Raw genomic sequence first — 17,791 nt, forward strand, 5'->3', positions numbered from 1 at the left:
AAGACGATCAGGTTGATAGGTTCGAGGTGGAAGTGCAGCAATGCATGCAGCTGACGAATACTAATCGGTCGAGGGCTTATCCTAAATAAGTGAAATCAGCTAAAGCAAGAAACCTTCGCAAAGGTTCGTATCCAGTTTTCAGGGTGTTAAGTAATGCCCGAACAATTACATTGTTCCCTGATAGCTCAGTTGGTAGAGCACTCGACTGTTAATCGAGTTGTCACAGGTTCGAGTCCTGTTCGGGGAGCCATTTGCTCTCATAGCTCAGTCGGTAGAGTGCATCCATGGTAAGGATGAGGTCACCGGTTCGATTCCGGTTGAGAGCTCCAGTGATTTTCTTTTTGCATGGCCCGTTGGTCAAGTGGTTAAGACACCTCCCTTTCACGGAGGTAACAGGGGTTCGAGTCCCCTACGGGTCACCATCTCTTCCATTATGGAGGCTTAGCTCAGCTGGGAGAGCATCTGCCTTACAAGCAGAGGGTCGGCGGTTCGATCCCGTCAGCCTCCACCATCTATGACTAATGGGGATTAGCCAAGCGGTAAGGCAACGGACTTTGACTCCGTCATTCCCTAGGTTCGAATCCTAGATCCCCAGCCACTATTTGTACGAGCCATTAGCTCAGTTGGTAGAGCACCTGACTTTTAATCAGGGTGTCGTAGGTTCGAATCCTACATGGCTCACCATTTTCATCTTCAATGAGATGGAAATCTATATTATGCGCGTATGGCGGAATTGGCAGACGCACCAGACTTAGGATCTGGCGGGCAACCGTGGGGGTTCAAGTCCCTCTACGCGCATCAGACACGAAGACCCTGTATAAGGGTCTTTTTTGTGTATAGATTTGTGAATAACAATTCGGAGGAGCTTAGGAGCTCATCGGTTTTAGCTGCCTCTATCCATATTTCTTGCTGCATTAATCCACAAATCTGCTAATTAACGTATTCAATATTAAATGGGATTAGGGAAGAAAAGCATTTGAGACTTGACGCATTAACTGAGAATGATTATCATATATAGTACTGAGAAATGTTATCAAGGTATGGGCAATAGCAATATCGAGATTAAGGGGCTGTCGAAGGATGCAATCATTTGAAACGTCGAAACTAAACATTGGCTATGAGGAACGACTGATCGTCGAGAATTTAAATATCTCTGTTCCAAAAGGCAAGATCACTGCTCTCGTCGGTGCGAACGGATCGGGTAAATCAACGATACTGAAGACGATGGCTCGCTTGATGTCGCCATCCGCGGGAACTGTTATGCTTGACGGGAAATCAATTCACAAGCAGTCAACTAAGGAAGTGGCGAAGCAGCTTGCCATTCTTCCTCAGAACCCAACCGCCCCAGACGGTCTTACGGTGTCTGAGCTCGTCTCATACGGCCGTTTCCCTTATCAGAAAGGGTTTGGCTCCTTAACGAAAGAGGACCGCTCTGTTATCTCTTGGGCCATCGAGAAGACTGGAATGGTGGAATTCGCGGATCGGCCAATTGACCGCCTCTCAGGTGGCCAGAGACAGCGTGCTTGGATTGCTATGGCACTGGCACAACAGACAGATATGCTATTCCTGGATGAGCCGACTACATTCCTAGATATGACACATCAGCTTGAAGTGTTGGAACTGCTCATACAGCTGAATGCGACGGCAGGCAGAACAATCGTTATGGTTGTTCACGATCTGAATCATGCTTCACGCTATGCGCAGCATATGATTGCCATTAAGAGCGGCAAGGTCGTAGGTGAGGGAACTCCGCAAGCAGTTATGACGAAGGATGTATTGCGTGAGGTATTCAGCATCGAAGCCGATATTATTCCAGATCCGCGTACAGGGGTACCGCTTTGTCTGCCTTATGCACTGGCACACAAAATGTCGCCTGTAGCAGCGAATGAACTGGTGGAAGAGCCGGTAATGATGAGTATCTCCGTATAGATGGCGAGTGTCAAAAATATTTTCAAAAGAGGCTTGCAATCTTATATCGAGCGTGATATATTATTACTTGTCGCTCAGGAAATACGACACACAAATGCGGAAGTGGCTCAGCGGTAGAGCATCGCCTTGCCAAGGCGAGGGTCGCGGGTTCGATTCCCGTCTTCCGCTCCATTTGTGCCCTTAGCTCAGCTGGATAGAGCATTTGACTACGAATCAAAAGGTCGGGAGTTCGAATCTCTCAGGGCACGCCATTTCTTTTTAAGCAGCAGAAAGATACATAACGGGATGTAGCTCAGCTTGGTAGAGCACCTGGTTTGGGACCAGGGGGTCGCATGTTCAAATCGTGTCATCCCGACCATTTCTTCTGCGGGTGTAGTTCAATGGTAGAACTTTAGCCTTCCAAGCTAATAGCGTGGGTTCGATTCCCATCACCCGCTCCATATCACAACAAACAAGCCTTGGGTAACCAAGGCTTTTTCTTTTTATTCATGTTTGTTCCTTTTTGTAGACGAAATGAAAAAGCTTCAACCGCATGTCATTTTGTAGTATGATATGAGGAGTTATATTCAAATCAGGTTGTATAAATAAACGTTTGAAGAAGAATTCATGCATGTTGAAAACTATGTACATGCTTTACGAAGTGGCTTTCTTCGCAAAACCTTGAGGAGGATTAGAATGTCGGAACAAGCTGGAACTGTTGCAACTACCAACCGGCCGCAATCCAATAACTTGCTGCGCCGCGATGTGCGTTTCCTTGGTAACATTCTTGGAGATGTACTTGTGCATCAGGGCGGACATGAACTGCTGGAGAATGTTGAAAAAATCCGCGAAATGAGCAAGGCGCTTCGGGCTGAATTTTTGCCGGAGCTGTATGAAGAGTTCAAGCAGGTAATTGATGCATTGAACCCGGAGACGCGCCATCAAGTCATTCGCGCTTTCGCGATTTATTTTCAACTTGTTAATATTGCGGAACAGAATCACCGGATTCGCCGGAAACGTGACTATGAGCGTTCTGCAGGCGAGACTGTACAGCCGGGCTCGATCGAGAGTGCCATCCAAGTTCTAAAGGAAAAAGGCATCTCTGTTGATAACGTTAAAGAAATTATCGGTGACATCTCACTCGAGCTTGTTATGACTGCGCATCCAACGGAAGCAACACGCCGTGCGGTTCTGGACATTCATCAGCGCATTGCGGCTGAAATGACCGAGCTCGATAATCCGAACCTGACTTATCGTGAGCGCGAAAAGCTGCGTGAGAAGCTGCTGAACGAAGTGCTAACGCTGTGGCAAACAGACGAGCTGCGTGATCGTAAACCAACGGTTATCGATGAAGTGCGTAATGGCATGTACTATTTTGACGAGACGTTGTTTGAAGTACTTCCTAACGTCTATGAAGAGCTGGAGCGCTGCCTAGACAAATACTATCCATCTGAGGACTGGCATGTACCGACTTACCTTCGTTTCGGCTCATGGATTGGCGGCGACCGCGATGGTAACCCTTCCGTTACTGCGAAGATCACTTGGGAGACCCTGACGCTTCAGCGCGGACTTGCGCTAAAGAAGTATGAGCAGTTGCTCAAGGAAGTAATGGAACAACTTAGCTTCAGCACGAATATTATTACGGTTTCTGATGAGCTGCTTGAGTCCATCAAGAAAGATCGTGAGACCATTGAGCTGCGCAGTGTAGAACTGTGGCGCAATGAGAAAGAACCGTACAAGATTAAGCTCGGTTATATGCTTGAGAAGCTGGCGAATACGTCGGAGGTTACGCTGAAAGGCACTTCGAAACGCTATGAAAGCGCGGATGAGCTCATTGCAGATCTGTATGTGATTGACCGCAGCTTGCGTAACCATTTTGCCGATTATGTTGCAGATACGCATATCCGTAAGTTGGTTCGTCAAGTGGAACTGTTCGGCTTCCATCTGGCAGCGCTGGACGTTCGTCAGCATAGTAAAGAGCATGAGAATGCGATGACTGAAGTACTTGCGAACATGAACATTGTAGAGAATTATGCTGATTTGAATGAGGATGAGAAGATTGAGCTGCTACATTCGCTGCTTAAGGATCCGCGTCCTTTGACATCGCCGCATTTTGCATATTCGGATAGCACACAGGAATGTCTGGATGTTTATCGTACGATCTACCGCGCTCAAGCGGAGTTCGGCGTGAACTGTATCTCCAGCTACCTGATCAGTATGACACAGGGCGCGAGCGACATGCTTGAAGTTATGGTGTTCGCGAAGGAAGTCGGCCTGTTCCGCAAAGAGGCTAACGGCACGGTTCGCTGCACGTTGCAGGCGGTACCTTTGTTTGAAACCATTGATGATCTGCATGCAGCGCCTGGCATTATGGAGCAGCTATTCGCACTGCCAATCTACCGTCAATCGGTTGAAGCACGCGGTAACCTGCATGAGATTATGCTTGGCTACTCGGATAGCAACAAGGACGGCGGAGTTGTTACGGCAAACTGGGAGCTGCGTGTAGCGCTTAATGCGATTACAAGTGCAGCGAAGAAGTTCGACGTGAAGCTGAAGTTCTTCCACGGTCGTGGCGGTGCGCTAGGCCGTGGCGGCATGCCACTAAACCGCAGTATTCTTGCGCAGCCTCCGCACACAGTTGGCGGCGGTATCAAGATTACGGAGCAAGGTGAGGTATTGTCCTCCCGTTATTCGATGAAGGGCATCGCATACCGCAGCTTGGAGCAGGCGACTTGGGCGCTTGTGACAGCATCGCGTCTTGCGAAGTACCCTGAGCAGGAAGCTGGAGCAACTGCTCAGTGGGACGAAATTGCAAAGGGCATCTCGGAGACGGCGCTGAACAAATATCAAGATTTGATCTTCCGCGATCCGGATTTCATGACCTTCTTCAAAGAGTCGACGCCTTTGTCCGAAGTAGGCGAATTGAACATCGGTTCCCGTCCTGCAAAACGGAAAGGAAGCGATCGCTTCGAAGATCTGCGTGCGATTCCATGGGTATTCGCTTGGACGCAGAGCCGTTACTTGTTGCCGGCATGGTATGCGGCAGGTACGGCGCTGCAAGAATATGTAGGCGGAGATGTGAACCGTCTGGATACATTGCGTGTCATGTATGCGAAGTTCCCGTTCTTTACGACTCTCATCGATACGCTGCAAAATGCACTGGCTAAAGCGGATCTGCAGATTGCCAAAGAATATGCAGGAATGATCGCTGATAAAGTGATCCGTGATCGGATCTTTACGCTAATCGAGGTAGAATATGAGATGACGTCGTCGCTTATTCTGCAAATTACTGGACAAGCGGAGATTCTGGACAATTTACCGGTTATCCAAGAGTCGATCCGATTGCGTAACCCGTACGTGGATCCACTCAGTTACATGCAAGTGCAGTTGCTGAAAGAACTGCGCGAGAAGCGCGCTAACGGTGAAGCTGACGAGCCAGAGCTGCTGCGTGAAGTGCTGCTTACGATTAACGGCATTGCGGCAGGCCTCAGAAACACCGGTTGATATCGTATTGAAATGCCGGACTTAAGGCAGCATTGCTGCTTCGAGTCCGGTTTTTTTGTTTAAATATATGATTGCTGCAGAAAAAGTAGTTTTTTGCCATATTGCTGAGTTTCCATGTATAATCATGGAGGTACGATTCGTTTTTTTTGTATATATAAAGAGTGGCTGTTTGGAGGAGTAGCGTTGAAATCAGTTGAGGCAAGGTTAGCAAGATTAGCTTTGAAAGGCGATCAGCGGGCTTTTGCCGAGCTTGTTGAGATGTATCAGGACAAGCTTTATCATATGGCTTACCGAATGCTATATAACCGGCAGGAAGCAGAGGACGTTGTACAAGAAGTGTTCCTGCGGGTATACAAGAACTTGGAGCGCTACGACGACACGATGAAGTTCTCCACCTGGATCTACCGGATCGCAACGAATCTGTGTATTGATCGGCTGCGCAAGCGCAAGGCGGTTTATTCGCTGGATGCGGAATCGTCGGAGCATGAAGGGCTTGACGGTTACGCAATGATACCTAGCGATAACCGGACACCGGAGAGTGAGCTGCTGCTCTCAGATACGCAGCGGATCATTCATCAAGCGATTGAGACATTGCCAGCGAAATATAAATCCGTTATGGTGCTGCGCTACTTAGAGGAACTGTCGCTGCAAGAAATCGGCGACGTGCTGGGGATGCCAGTAACAACAGTGAAGACGCGAGTGCATAGAGGCCGGGAGTTCCTTCGCAAGAAGCTCGAGCATAAGCTGTAACAGATGGGCGAGAGCGGAAAGTTACATTTTGACAGTCGTGACATCTTAAAAAAATGAAACATCTCGGCCGGCGACACGTAACGTATACTACTGTAGATTATAATGATGAAAGGATTGGCTGCTATGAATTGCAACGTCGCCATCATGCAGATGCATGATTATTTAGATGAAGAGCTGTCTCGAGAAGAGCAAGCTGAATTGAAGCTTCATATAGATTCCTGCGTGGCATGCTGCATAAGGCTGGAGCAGCTCGAACGGACCGAGGCGCTCACCGAATCCATGATGGATAAGCGGCGTACAGTCTTGACGAGTGAGCAATCCTCCGCTCTTAAAGCACGCATAATGGACGCAGTTCCATTCAAGCGGCGGCGCAGAGCTGGATTCGCAAGCTGGGTGCGCAGTCATCCGGGACTCTCGGTTGCAGCGGTATTCGTATTCGTCATGTTCTCAAGCTTCCTCGCCATGTGGCAGCAGGATAGCGAGCTAACGGTAAGCGGTTCGGATCTTGCACAAGTCGTCATTAAAGGTGATACTGTGACTGTGCCCGAAGGCGCTCGCTTAAAAGGTGACTTGGTCGTTGAGAATGGCAAAGCGAACGTTTACGGAGAAGTGGATGGGGATGTAACAGTCATCTCAGGTTCACTGTATCAAGCGTCGACTGCCCATATATCCGGAGAAGTGAAGCAGATTGACCAGGCGCTGGACTGGTTTTGGTACAAAGTGTCACATTCCATCAGCAGTTTGGCGTACTAGTTTGCATTGCTAACCTCCTACTCAGGGAGGTTTTTTTGTGAGAAAAAAAGGAGTTAGAGCACCAGTTCTAGAAAAGAATAAGGTTAGAAATAAGGGTAATGGATTAATGATACCTAGACAGATGTGTTTGGGGGTAGATGATGGATGAACTATTTTGCAGATCTGACCTGGAAAGGCTGGATCAAGGATCTTATTGATATCTCGATCGTTAGTTATATTATCTATAAGCTCATCTTGCTCGTTCGCGGTACCCGGGCGGTGCAGCTGCTCAAGGGAATTATTGTGCTCGTCGCGACATGGGCACTTAGTACGTGGTTTAACCTGTATACGTTAAAGTGGCTCATGAATCAGATGTTCACCTTCGGGGTTGTGACGATTCTGATTATTTTTCAGCCGGAGCTTCGCAGGGCGCTGGAGCAGCTTGGACGAGGTAGCTTGTTCAGCCGTTCTTCCGTGGTAGAGCGGGATACTAGCGACCGAATTAATGAAATCATTAAGTCGATTAATTATATGGCCAAGCGCAAAATCGGCGCATTAATCGTGTTTGAACGGAGTACGGGGCTATCCGATTATATTGAGTCCGGTATTCAGATGGAGTCGATTGTTAGCTCAGAGCTGCTCATTAATATTTTTATCCCGAATACACCGCTTCATGATGGTGCCGTCATTATTCGAGGCAATCAGATTATGGCTGCGGGCTGCTACTTGCCGCTCTCGGAAAACCCGTTCATCAGTAAGGAGCTCGGGACAAGGCACCGCGCCGCAATTGGGGTCACAGAGGTGTGCGATGCCATCTCGGTTATCGTGTCAGAGGAGACGGGACAAGTCTCCCTCGCTGTCGGCGGCATGATCGTTCGCGACATTAAAGAGGAGTCGCTTATCTCGAAGCTATTCGAGGAGCTTAATCCGAACGCGAAGTCGCGTGAACGTGAGCGCAATAAGACGCCTTTCTGGAAGCGCAAGGGGGGCAATCAGCATGGATAAGTGGCTGAGCCATCCGACGGCGATCAAAATTATCTCGCTGATGATCGGGATCTTGATGTGGGCTGTTGTTCATTTTGACTCGGAGAAATCGCCGAATACGGTTGCGAACTTGACGGAATCGCGTGAAATTGATGCGGTTCAAGTAAAGCCGATCGGCATGGATGATAAAAATTATGCGCTCCGCCTGCTGGACCCGGGCGAGGTGCATTTGACAGTAAGCGGATCGCGGTCGGACTTCCTCATCGCGGAACGCAACAATGATTATCAGGTCACGGTGGATCTCAGTCAGGCGACTGAAGGCCGGAAGGTGCTGCCGCTTAAAGTGAATTTGCCTCGAGGGCTTGAGCTTATTGAAGTAAGGCCAAGCAATGTCACGGTCGTTCTGGAACGGCTGCTTACGAAAGAGTATGATGTGACGATACATACCGAGGGCAAGCCAGGCAAGGGGTATAAGACCGGGCAGCCGGTCGTGAAGCCGAATCGGGTGCATGTTACACTGCCGAAGGATCAAATGAACCTTGTCGCCTCCGTTGGGGGCACAATCTCGGTAGAGGGCGAAGAGGAAACCGTCGCTGATAAGAAAATGAAGCTTGCTGCGTACGATCAGGACGGCAATGAACTAACAGATGCGGTTATAAGTCCAAGCGTGGTAGAGGTAGAGGTACCGATCACGAAGCCGTTTAAGAAGCTGCCGTTGCAGGTTGGATTCACCGGGGAGCTGCCAGAGGGACTCGCAATTGCTTCCTTCAAGCAGAGTGTGGATCAGATCACAGTGTATGGACCGCAGGATGTGCTCAATACGTACGAGTACTATGACGGCATTACAATTGACTTGTCGAAACTGAAGCGATCGGGTACGATGGAGCTCGATGTGGTGCCGACAGGCGATATTGCTTCGGTTGACCCGATAAAAGTGACATTCGAGTATACGATTGTGCCCGTGGAGTCCCGAGTTATCTCGAGCTTGCCAGTTACGCTCATCGGGCTCTCGGACGGATTGAAAGCCAATATATCGCTGCCTACGACCGGCACGGTAGATGCGATTATACGCGGTGCGCCAGATACGTTGGCTGCGCTTGGCGTCAAGGATGTGCAGCTCATTGCCGACTTGAGCGGGCTAGGCCCTGGCAGCCATGTTGTGCCGCTGGAGGTACATCTGCCGCGCTTCGTAGAGCAGGCGCCGAATGCGCCACTCAGTATCACGGTGGATATTACGGATGGCACGACAGCTTCCGTGACGCCAACTGATGCGTTGCCGACTGACGGACAGCCGAGTGATGGCAGCAGTAGTAGCGGTAATTCGACTGCGCCTGATGGCACAGACAATGCGGCTGACGGTGGAAGCGGGAAGGCAAGCGGAGACAGCGCTGTTGGTACGGGCAACGGGACGGCGACGGAGTCTCCGGCTGCCGGAGGTGACGCTGCTTCAGGCAGTGGAAACGGGCAGAATAGCCTAAGCGGGGCCGGCAGCTCGAATAAGAAAGATGAAGCGAAAGAGTAGCCGGGAAGCTGCGCTTGAACTTACTACGAATAGATAAAAGGGGAATATGTATAATGGGTAAATATTTCGGTACTGATGGTGTGCGGGGCGTCGCGAATCGCGAACTGACTCCGGAACTTGCATATAAAATTGGCCGCTGCGGCGGATATGTACTTGCTGGACAGGCGGAGCGTCCGAAGGTTGTTATTGGTCTTGATACGCGTATTTCCGGTCCGATGCTGGAAGCTTCGCTCATTGCGGGCTTGCTGTCGATCGGAGCTAGCGTTGTCCGCATTGGCGTTGTATCGACGCCGGCAGTTGCTTATTTGACGCGTGAGCTTGGCGCAGATGCGGGGGTTATGATCTCGGCTTCGCATAACCCTGTCGAAGATAACGGCATTAAATTTTTTGGCGGCGATGGCTTTAAGCTTTCTGACGATACAGAGCTTGAAATCGAGCGCTTGATGGATGCTGAGGTAGATGAGCTACCTCGCCCAGAAGGCGGCGATATTGGTACAGTAACGGTGGATGAAACGGCGAAGCGCAAGTTTATCGATTTCTTGAAAACAACGGTTAATCAGAGCTTTGCAGGGCTGAAGATCGTCCTTGATTGCGCGAACGGTTCGGCACATGAAATTGCGCCAACGGTATTCCGTGAGCTTGGTGCAGAAATCATTACGGTTGGCGCTGAGCCGAACGGCCTCAACATCAATGATGGCGTCGGTTCCACGCATCCGGAATATCTTCGCGAGGAAGTGCTGAAGCACGGCGCGGATTTCGGCTTGTCCTTTGACGGCGACGCTGACCGTCTCATCGCGATTGATGAGAAGGGCGAAGAGGTAGACGGTGACTTCATTCTGTGCATCTGCGGCGACGCGATGAAGCGAGCTGGCACGCTTAAGAACGATACGGTCGTAACGACAGTAATGAGCAACATTGGCTTCTTTAAAGCGGCACAGAAGATTGGACTGAGCACGGCTCAAACGGCGGTTGGAGATCGTTATGTAATGGAAGAAATGCGCCGCGGGGGCTTTAATCTTGGTGGCGAGCAGTCCGGCCATGTGATCTTCCTCGACTACAATACCACTGGCGACGGCATCCTGACAGCGCTGCAGCTGACGAATACGCTAGTTGCTTCCGGGAAGAAGCTGAGCGAACAGAAGACGCTTATGCGTAAATTCCCTCAGGTGCTCATTAACGTGCGTGTAGCGGACAAGAGCACGTATAAGGACAATGAAGCGATTGCAGCTGCGATTGCAGAGGTTGAGCAGGAGCTTGGCGACAACGGCCGCGTGCTCGTTCGCCCGTCCGGTACGGAGTCTTTGATCCGCGTCATGGCGGAAGGACCGGATAAAGAGCAGGTCGAAGCGTATGTGAACCGAATCGTTGATACGGTTCGCGCTGAGCTTGGTGCAGAATAGTATCAGTTTATGGTAAATGGCTCCGGCCAATTAGAACACTCAGACAATCCTGGATGTGCAGCAATTGCGGCATTCAGGATTGTTTCTTGTTCGCTGTAAGGTGCGAATATGCGACAAACCTCTCGAGTTTTTGAAAACGATTGCGGAAATTATTTGTTGCACCATCGCATGAAAATGAATATAGTAGGATAGTACATTCAGGAATGGAAAGCGAGGATCGATGTTAAAGTTTCACTAAAGCGCCAGAGCTTGCACGGATTATTACAGCTGCTGTGTTTGTCCATAATGGAAATGGACGCACGGCGTATAACCGGCTGTATCAATCGGCAAGCTGACGAGGTGGAGGTGTTCGGAATGTTCGGCGGGGACCTCCCGGTATTGCATTTGACCGTAAGCCGATACTCAAATAGACTGGGCGACTGGTCTGACAAAAGGTCGGTAGAATGCTCTATAGCTACATTGGATGCGCACGCGGCAACGGAGGCCGTGATGTGCGTTATGGTTCAAAGCAGACGTAAAGTGCTGCTTTTATTGTGTTGTTCTCGAATGAAAGAATTATTTTCCCATTTGCATACAGGGTGTGCGCTTTCTTTGTTATTGTCTTTTTACTTGTATGAGCTCATTCATTATTCAAATTTAACTCTTGGCAGGACGGAGCCGGCGATTAGGCGGCCTTGCGCCGCCATGCATAGTAATCGAGGCATCCGACTGATGCGAGGGTAATATACCCAAATTCGGAGGTCTATTCATATGTGTGGAATTGTAGGATATATCGGTAAACGGGATTCGCAGGATATTTTGATCGAAGGCTTGAAGAAGCTGGAGTACCGCGGTTATGACTCCGCAGGTATTGCTGTATTTACGAAGAACGGATTGGAAGTACGGAAGTCGATCGGTCGTCTTGCAAACCTGGAGGAGAAGCTGGATGGACAGCCGCTTGAAGGGTCTGTTGGTATCGGTCATACGCGCTGGGCGACACATGGTAAACCGTCTGACGTAAACTCTCACCCACATACGGACAACTCGCATAAGTTCTCTGTTGTGCATAACGGCATTATTGAGAATTACTTGGATCTGAAAGATGAACTGATCGCGAAAGGCGCGAAGTTCGTATCGGAAACAGATACGGAAGTCATTTCCCACCTGATCGCGGAAGAGTACGATGGCGACATCGTAAAAGCGGTTCAGCGTGCAGTGAAGCGGATGCGCGGTGCATATGCCCTTGGCGTGTTGACGGAGTTTGAACCGGATCGCCTCGTTGCAGTTCGTTTTGCAAGTCCGCTCGTTATCGGTGTAGGTGAAGGCGAAAACTTCATCGGCTCGGACATTCCAGCAATTCTGGAGCATACGCGTGATGTGTACATTCTGAATGACGGCGATATGGCGATTCTGACGAAGAACGCTGTCGAATTGATGACGATCGAAGGCGAATTTATTTCCAAGGAAATATTCCGTGTCGATTGGGATCTTGTTACAGCTGAAAAAGCAGGCTTCGACCACTTCATGCTGAAAGAGATTTATGAGCAGCCTAAAGCATACCGCGACACGATGATGGGCCGTATTTCGGATGATGGCCGCAGCGTTGTACTGAATGAAATTGGCATGACTGCAGAGCAAATCCGCGGCATCCGCAAAATCCAAATCGTTGCATGCGGTACGGCAATGCACGCTGGTTTGGTAGGCAAAACCGTTATCGAGAGCTTGGCTCGCATTCCAGTTGAGACGGACGTTGCTTCCGAGTACCGTTACCGCTCGCCAATCATTACGCCGGATACGCTCGTTATTGTTGTCAGCCAATCCGGTGAGACAGCGGATACGCTCGCAGCACTGCGTGAAGCGAAGCGCAACGGCGCACGCGTCATGGCGATTACGAACGTGGTTGGCAGTTCGGTAGCCCGTGAAGCGGATGATGTGATCATCACGCAAGCAGGTCCTGAAATTGCCGTTGCTTCGACGAAAGCTTACACGTCGCAGCTGATTGCTTTCTACCTGTTCGGCTTGTTCCTTGCCGATACACTCGGCACACGCGATGCGGATGCAATCGCAGAAGTGGTTGCAGCGATGCACGAGCTTCCTGAGAAAGTGGAGCGCATCCTTGAGGAAGCACCAGTGCTGAAGACGCTCGCGGAATCGCTCGCGAAGCATCAGAACCTGTTCTTTATCGGCCGCGGCGTTGACTTTGCAGTCGTGCAAGAGGGCTCGCTGAAGCTGAAAGAAATTTCGTATATCCACTCCGAAGCGTATGCAGCAGGCGAACTAAAGCATGGTACGCTGGCGCTGATCGAGGAGGGCATTCCTGTCATCTCGCTCATCACGCAAGAGGATCTGTATGAGAAGACGCTTAGCAACATTAAAGAAGTCAAAGCTCGCGGCGCGCATGTACTTGGCGTTGTGAACGAAGGCCTGGAAGCGGAGGTCAGCAAGTCCGTTGACGAGCTGTTCGCGATTCCGAAGACGCTGCCGTTGCTTGCACCAGCATTGTCGGTCGTGCCATTGCAGCTGATTGCATACTATGCGTCGCTAGCTCGTGGTAATGATGTTGATAAGCCGCGTAACTTGGCGAAGAGCGTGACAGTTGAGTAAACACAATTATATTGAGTTAAAAATGTCTGTTGATAAAAAAGTGTGGAACCAGTAAAAAAACTATGGAACCAGTAAATAAAGTATGGAACTAGTAAAGAAACAGTGGAACCACTATTGAAGAGGAAATAAAACAACGAGAAGAGTCCCGATGATGCTTTATTAGTCATCGGGACTTTTTATTAAGGAGCCAATTAATGTCGGAGACAATTGGTACCCGGGTGAAAAAGATACGCAAGTTGAATGAGTTGATTCAAGTTGAATTCTCTTCATTATTAGGAATTTCACAAGGAAGACTGAGCGAAATTGAGAAAGATATAACTAAGCCTTCAGCTGAAACATTAATTGCATTAAGGAAGAGGTTTATGGTCGATTTGAATGAGCTTTAAGTGATGTGGATTAATCCGCTATTCATACATATCTATGTAACCATCAAAGCGAGGTTGCCCGGCTAAGGGGAACCTTTTTTTGTGGAATGTTTAACTTCTTGTCTATTCAGAGATTTTGACCTTATAATAAGCCTTATTGTTAATCATCCAAGAAGACATCAACGGGAGATTAGGTGGTATTCCAATGCTAAAGGTTCCATTCCGAAACAAGAAGTTCTTTACGGGGATTTACATATGGATTACGGTTGCTATATGCATGATTGTAACCGTTTTCTCCGCCTCTCTATATGTCAACGTTAAGAACAATGTTGAGAAGAATAACTATGAATTGAATCAGTAGATGCTCTATCAGACACAAGCCAATATCGAATACATGAACGAAACGGTGAAGCAACTGATTTCGACGATCTATTTCAGCGCTGAATCGGATTATCTGCTGCATGTGAAGAACCTGGATAATTCGATTTTTGACGTGAACCTCACGCTGAATAAGTTAACGAGCTCTGTTATCAACAATAACCCGCTGATTCATTCCATTTATTTATATAACGGAGAGACGAAAGCTTTCCTATCGACTTACAACGGCATGTTTTATCAAGACGACGAGCTGCTGAAAACACTGAAGACCTATAAAGATGTTCCGATCCTACAGCCAATATCGCGAAAAATGAGTATCAATAACAAGATGGTAGAGTAAATGTTAACCCTGCGTATGCAGGGTATTTCTATATGTAGGGAGTGGTACCAGGAACAAGGAAGCAGCAACTGCCCGTTAAAACTAATATTCAAGTTAAGTTAAATTAGGTATAGTCATTTCATAGCTATTGTATGCGCTTGCGAAACTATGAAGAAGGAATGATCAGCTATGAATTTGAGCAAGATAGGTCGGACCAAATGGTACGTCTATCAAAAAATTGTCACGGTCTTTATCATATTGTTCGTTCCTCTAATCGTGATGAACATGTGGATCAATTACAAGGGATTATTCTTCATCAAAAATGAGATTGCTGATTCTGCTGTTGCCGGGGCGTCGTTTTACTCGAAACAGCTGGATGACCAGCTCTATTTTATTCGTAGCCAGCAATTGCAATTTTTAAATGATCAAGACTTACAGAAGCTTAGCTTTCAAGGCGCAACTATGGATAAATTTGAAATGGTCCAACTTATCAACCAGGTCAAGGACCGGCTGGTGTCGCTTCTCAATTCGAGCGAGTATGTCGTGAATGCAGGCGTGTATGTGAAAGAGATTGAAAAGACGGTCTCCGTTAAGGATGATGTCCTGAACACGCCGAATGAGGAGTACAACTTGATCTCCACCTTAATTAAAGAAACACCCGTCCCTTCGTTCTATATGTACCATGATCGGCTCTATTTTATTGAAAGCGCAAACAATTCAGGCGTTTGGTCTTATATTGAACTTTCCAGAGACAAGCTGCTAGAGGCACTGAAGCAAATTGCATCACTCTATCAGAACTCTGAAGTTCTTATTGGCAGCCAGAGCAACGGAGTGCTCTTATCAACTTTATCGGATCGCCCTGAATTAGCTGAGGTGCTTACAATAGCACAAGAACTGAGTGGGCCAGAGCCTGGGAAGTCGATTGTACGTAAGGTAAATGGAACGAACTATTTCATAACGCGCAGTGACGTAAGTTCTCTGCATCTATCACTCGTCATGTTCGTGAATCAGAATGAGCTGGTACGCCCGCTTAGCCAGTTCAATTCATGGTTCTTCGCCTTATTAATTATTGCGGTTGCCGTACTGCTGCTGTACTCGTTCTCCATCCATTTCATGATTCATCGCCCGCTCACTAGGCTGACCAAAGCCTTTCAAATCATCGAGACCGATAACTTGAATCTCGTCATCGAGTCAAAACGTAAGGATGAGTTTCATTACTTATTCAACAGCTTCAACCGTATGGCACAGCGCTTAAAGCGTTCCATTGAAGAGAATTATGAGCAGAAGATTGCCCTTCAGCATTCGGAGCTCAAACAGTTGCAATCGCAAATCAATCCCCATTTTCTGTATAACAGCTTTTTTAATATTTATATGATGTGCAAGACTGGTGATTCAGATGGGGCTGGAGAGCTGTCGCAGAAGCTTGGAAGCTATTACCAATACATTACGAGAAGCGGCTCAGACGAAGTTCCTCTCTATAAGGAATTCCAGCATGCGCTTGATTATTGTGAAATCCAGTGCATCCGGTTCTCGAACCGGGTCGAGTTCGAATACGAAGAGTTGCCGGAATCTACAGCCGCACTTTATGTCCCTCGATTAATCATTCAACCGGTCGTGGAAAATGTGTTTGAGCACGCGTTTGAAGATGGGATGATGGAGGGAGTTCTCTATATGCGGAGCAGCTTTGAAGAAGAAGTCGTCTGTATTACGGTTGAAGATAATGGCAAACTTCTATCAGATGAGAAGCTTGGTCAATTACGAGCGAAGTTGGGGAGTCTGAACGTTGAACGAACGGAGCAGACCGGCATTATCAACGTAGGCAATAGGCTTCAATTGAAATATGGCCCAAACAGCGGACTATTTATCTCGCGTAGTCATTACGGCGGTTTGAAGGTAGATATCAAAATCGATTATAAGCAAATGGGGGCATAGCATGTATCGACTGCTTATTGTTGATGACGAGCCTGTCATCGTAAACGGACTGGTGCAGCTGTTTCAAGGGAATTCAGAATTTGAACTAGATATCGTTAAGGCTTATTCTGCCAATGAGGCACTCGAGATCGCCAAAACCTCGAAGCTCGATATTATGGTTAGCGATATCCGAATGCCCAAGAAGAGCGGGCTCCAGCTAGTAGATGAAATGGTTTATTACTGGCCATCGTGCCGTATTATTTTTCTAACCGGATACAGCGAATTCGAGTACGTTTATGAAGCCATTCAGAAGAACGTCGAGAACTATATTCTCAAAACTGAAGGCATGGAGCCTATCTTCAGGGCTGTAAAGACGGCGATACAGAAGCTGGACGCAGAGAAGAAAGCAAGAGTGTTGGTAGAAAAAGCACAGCTACAGCTCCAATTCACGGAATCTCTGCTTAAAAAAGAATTGCTGGAAGGTTTGCTAAGAGGCGAAACGATCGCGTCGCTCCGAGCAAATCCTCAGTATGCGGATATTGAGCTTGGGGTTTCCCCAGAGCATCCAGCTATGCTGTTAGTCGGTCAGCTTGATTCGAGAGAAGAGCTCGCCTCTTCTCAGAAGTGGAAGATGCTGCAAGTCGTTCAGCAGCTTGTATGTCATCAACTTCCAGCTTCAATCCATATAGAGCAAATGGTTTATGACGCAAGCGCGCTAGTTTGGCTGCTTCAACCGGATAATGAGCTGGCTTCCCGGTTAAAGCTTCTGACGGATGAAGTGGACATGCGCAGCTTTGCGACATATGTAAAAGGAGTCTTAGAGTCAGTACAGAACGAGTGTGAGGAGCGTACCGGAATTTCGGTTTTGTTTGCCACTTCGAGTAATCTGCGTAATTGGGCGTTTATACATGAACAAGTCGAGCAGGCTAGTGTGCTCATTCGAAGAAGCTTCTCGCTGGGGAAGGCTATGATTATTCTCGATATGGACAAGCCTGCTGAAATGATATCTTCCCGGGAGATGGTCATTGATCAAATCCATCTCTATATTCAAAAGCATCTATCGGGTAACCTCTCGCTAACCGCAATTGCCGATGAGGTTCACTTTAATCCTTCCTACTTATCCCGTTACTACAAACAAGTGACGGGGCGCAATCTACTGGACTATATCCAATCTTCCAAGCTGAGCGCTGCAATTGTGATGATGTCCGATCCGCAACTGAAGCTGAATGAAATCGCGGTGAAGCTTGGCTTTGACTCCCATTCTTATTTCACGACGTTCTTTAAGAGAATGACGGGTTCATCCCCGCAAGATTACCGTAATGCATTACGTAAATAAAGTAGAAGCCAATGTAAAGGATTCAAAATTGTTGCGCTTCCATACTCCCTATACAATTAAAGACGTAGTCAAGATAGCACAAATACCTAGAGGGGGTTA

General features: G+C 48.1%; 12 protein-coding genes, 11 tRNA genes and 1 rRNA gene. All 24 read left to right on the forward strand.

What is annotated here, in order from left to right:
- A 23S ribosomal RNA gene (locus tag BMY11_RS21965) occupies window positions 1–84 on the forward strand; the annotation flags it as partial.
- Window positions 85–174: 90 nt separating this feature from the next.
- Window positions 175–250, forward strand: a tRNA-Asn gene (locus BMY11_RS21970).
- Between the two features lie 3 nt (window positions 251–253).
- Window positions 254–329, forward strand: a tRNA-Thr gene (locus BMY11_RS21975).
- Window positions 330–347: 18 nt separating this feature from the next.
- Window positions 348–422 (forward strand) — tRNA-Glu (locus BMY11_RS21980).
- Between the two features lie 13 nt (window positions 423–435).
- Window positions 436–511: transfer RNA gene (locus BMY11_RS21985), tRNA-Val, on the forward strand.
- A gap of 11 nt (window positions 512–522) precedes the next feature.
- Window positions 523–598 (forward strand) — tRNA-Gln (locus tag BMY11_RS21990).
- A 10-nt stretch (window positions 599–608) separates the two neighbouring features.
- Window positions 609–684: transfer RNA gene (locus BMY11_RS21995), tRNA-Lys, on the forward strand.
- Between the two features lie 34 nt (window positions 685–718).
- Window positions 719–798, forward strand: a tRNA-Leu gene (locus BMY11_RS22000).
- Window positions 799–1,080: 282 nt separating this feature from the next.
- On the forward strand, window positions 1,081–1,929 hold the full coding sequence (locus BMY11_RS22005) for an ABC transporter ATP-binding protein (RefSeq protein ID WP_090581423.1): 849 nt from the start codon (window positions 1,081–1,083) through the stop codon (window positions 1,927–1,929).
- A 96-nt stretch (window positions 1,930–2,025) separates the two neighbouring features.
- Window positions 2,026–2,100, forward strand: a tRNA-Gly gene (locus BMY11_RS22010).
- A gap of 3 nt (window positions 2,101–2,103) precedes the next feature.
- Window positions 2,104–2,180 (forward strand) — tRNA-Arg (locus tag BMY11_RS22015).
- A gap of 30 nt (window positions 2,181–2,210) precedes the next feature.
- Window positions 2,211–2,287: transfer RNA gene (locus BMY11_RS22020), tRNA-Pro, on the forward strand.
- 8 nt (window positions 2,288–2,295) lie between these two features.
- Window positions 2,296–2,369 (forward strand) — tRNA-Gly (locus BMY11_RS22025).
- A gap of 235 nt (window positions 2,370–2,604) precedes the next feature.
- Window positions 2,605–5,412: a phosphoenolpyruvate carboxylase gene (gene ppc, locus BMY11_RS22030; protein WP_090581426.1), complete on the forward strand. Its 2,808-nt coding sequence runs from the start codon at window positions 2,605–2,607 to the stop codon at window positions 5,410–5,412.
- Between the two features lie 183 nt (window positions 5,413–5,595).
- Window positions 5,596–6,162, forward strand: a complete 567-nt coding sequence (sigW, locus tag BMY11_RS22035) for an RNA polymerase sigma factor SigW (RefSeq protein WP_177182770.1) — start codon at window positions 5,596–5,598, stop codon at window positions 6,160–6,162.
- Between the two features lie 123 nt (window positions 6,163–6,285).
- Window positions 6,286–6,915, forward strand: coding sequence for a zf-HC2 domain-containing protein (locus BMY11_RS22040; RefSeq protein ID WP_090581431.1), 630 nt, complete (start codon window positions 6,286–6,288; stop codon window positions 6,913–6,915).
- A 144-nt stretch (window positions 6,916–7,059) separates the two neighbouring features.
- Window positions 7,060–7,899 (forward strand): diadenylate cyclase CdaA, encoded by an 840-nt coding sequence (cdaA, locus tag BMY11_RS22045; RefSeq protein ID WP_090581433.1) that lies wholly within the window; start codon window positions 7,060–7,062, stop codon window positions 7,897–7,899.
- Complete coding sequence (locus BMY11_RS22050) at window positions 7,892–9,400, forward strand: CdaR family protein (protein ID WP_090581435.1); 1,509 nt, start codon at window positions 7,892–7,894, stop codon at window positions 9,398–9,400. The genes cdaA and BMY11_RS22050 overlap by 8 nt, the downstream gene beginning before the upstream one ends.
- A gap of 53 nt (window positions 9,401–9,453) precedes the next feature.
- The gene (gene glmM / locus BMY11_RS22055; protein WP_090581437.1) at window positions 9,454–10,800 is read left to right on the forward strand and encodes a phosphoglucosamine mutase; all 1,347 of its coding nucleotides are present in this window, start codon (window positions 9,454–9,456) and stop codon (window positions 10,798–10,800) included.
- A gap of 750 nt (window positions 10,801–11,550) precedes the next feature.
- Window positions 11,551–13,383: a glutamine--fructose-6-phosphate transaminase (isomerizing) gene (gene glmS / locus BMY11_RS22060; RefSeq protein WP_090581439.1), complete on the forward strand. Its 1,833-nt coding sequence runs from the start codon at window positions 11,551–11,553 to the stop codon at window positions 13,381–13,383.
- Window positions 13,384–13,577: 194 nt separating this feature from the next.
- Window positions 13,578–13,769, forward strand: coding sequence for a helix-turn-helix domain-containing protein (locus BMY11_RS22065; RefSeq protein WP_090581441.1), 192 nt, complete (start codon window positions 13,578–13,580; stop codon window positions 13,767–13,769).
- A 340-nt stretch (window positions 13,770–14,109) separates the two neighbouring features.
- On the forward strand, window positions 14,110–14,466 hold the full coding sequence (locus BMY11_RS22070; protein ID WP_090581442.1) for a hypothetical protein: 357 nt from the start codon (window positions 14,110–14,112) through the stop codon (window positions 14,464–14,466).
- Window positions 14,467–14,634: 168 nt separating this feature from the next.
- Complete coding sequence (locus BMY11_RS22075) at window positions 14,635–16,377, forward strand: sensor histidine kinase (protein ID WP_090581444.1); 1,743 nt, start codon at window positions 14,635–14,637, stop codon at window positions 16,375–16,377.
- Between the two features lies 1 nt (window position 16,378).
- Window positions 16,379–17,692, forward strand: coding sequence for a response regulator transcription factor (locus tag BMY11_RS22080; protein WP_090581445.1), 1,314 nt, complete (start codon window positions 16,379–16,381; stop codon window positions 17,690–17,692).
- Window positions 17,693–17,791 lie beyond the last annotated feature (99 nt).

This window comes from Paenibacillus sp. OV219 (assembly GCF_900110075.1).
In the GTDB taxonomy this organism is placed as follows: domain Bacteria; phylum Bacillota; class Bacilli; order Paenibacillales; family Paenibacillaceae; genus Paenibacillus_Z.

Excerpts from the sequence above, each read along its gene's own strand:
- BMY11_RS22080 (WP_090581445.1), top strand. The coding sequence starts at position 16,379 with ATGTATCGACTGCTTATTGTTGATGACGAGCCTGTCATCGTAAACGGA.
- glmS (WP_090581439.1), top strand. The coding sequence starts at position 11,551 with ATGTGTGGAATTGTAGGATATATCGGTAAACGGGATTCGCAGGATATT.
- BMY11_RS22070 (WP_090581442.1), top strand. The coding sequence starts at position 14,110 with ATGCTCTATCAGACACAAGCCAATATCGAATACATGAACGAAACGGTG.
- glmM (WP_090581437.1), top strand. The coding sequence starts at position 9,454 with ATGGGTAAATATTTCGGTACTGATGGTGTGCGGGGCGTCGCGAATCGC.
- cdaA (WP_090581433.1), top strand. The coding sequence starts at position 7,060 with ATGAACTATTTTGCAGATCTGACCTGGAAAGGCTGGATCAAGGATCTT.
- ppc (WP_090581426.1), top strand. The coding sequence starts at position 2,605 with ATGTCGGAACAAGCTGGAACTGTTGCAACTACCAACCGGCCGCAATCC.
- BMY11_RS22050 (WP_090581435.1), top strand. The coding sequence starts at position 7,892 with ATGGATAAGTGGCTGAGCCATCCGACGGCGATCAAAATTATCTCGCTG.
- BMY11_RS22005 (WP_090581423.1), top strand. The coding sequence starts at position 1,081 with ATGCAATCATTTGAAACGTCGAAACTAAACATTGGCTATGAGGAACGA.
- BMY11_RS22040 (WP_090581431.1), top strand. The coding sequence starts at position 6,286 with ATGAATTGCAACGTCGCCATCATGCAGATGCATGATTATTTAGATGAA.
- BMY11_RS22075 (WP_090581444.1), top strand. The coding sequence starts at position 14,635 with ATGAATTTGAGCAAGATAGGTCGGACCAAATGGTACGTCTATCAAAAA.
- BMY11_RS22065 (WP_090581441.1), top strand. The coding sequence starts at position 13,578 with ATGTCGGAGACAATTGGTACCCGGGTGAAAAAGATACGCAAGTTGAAT.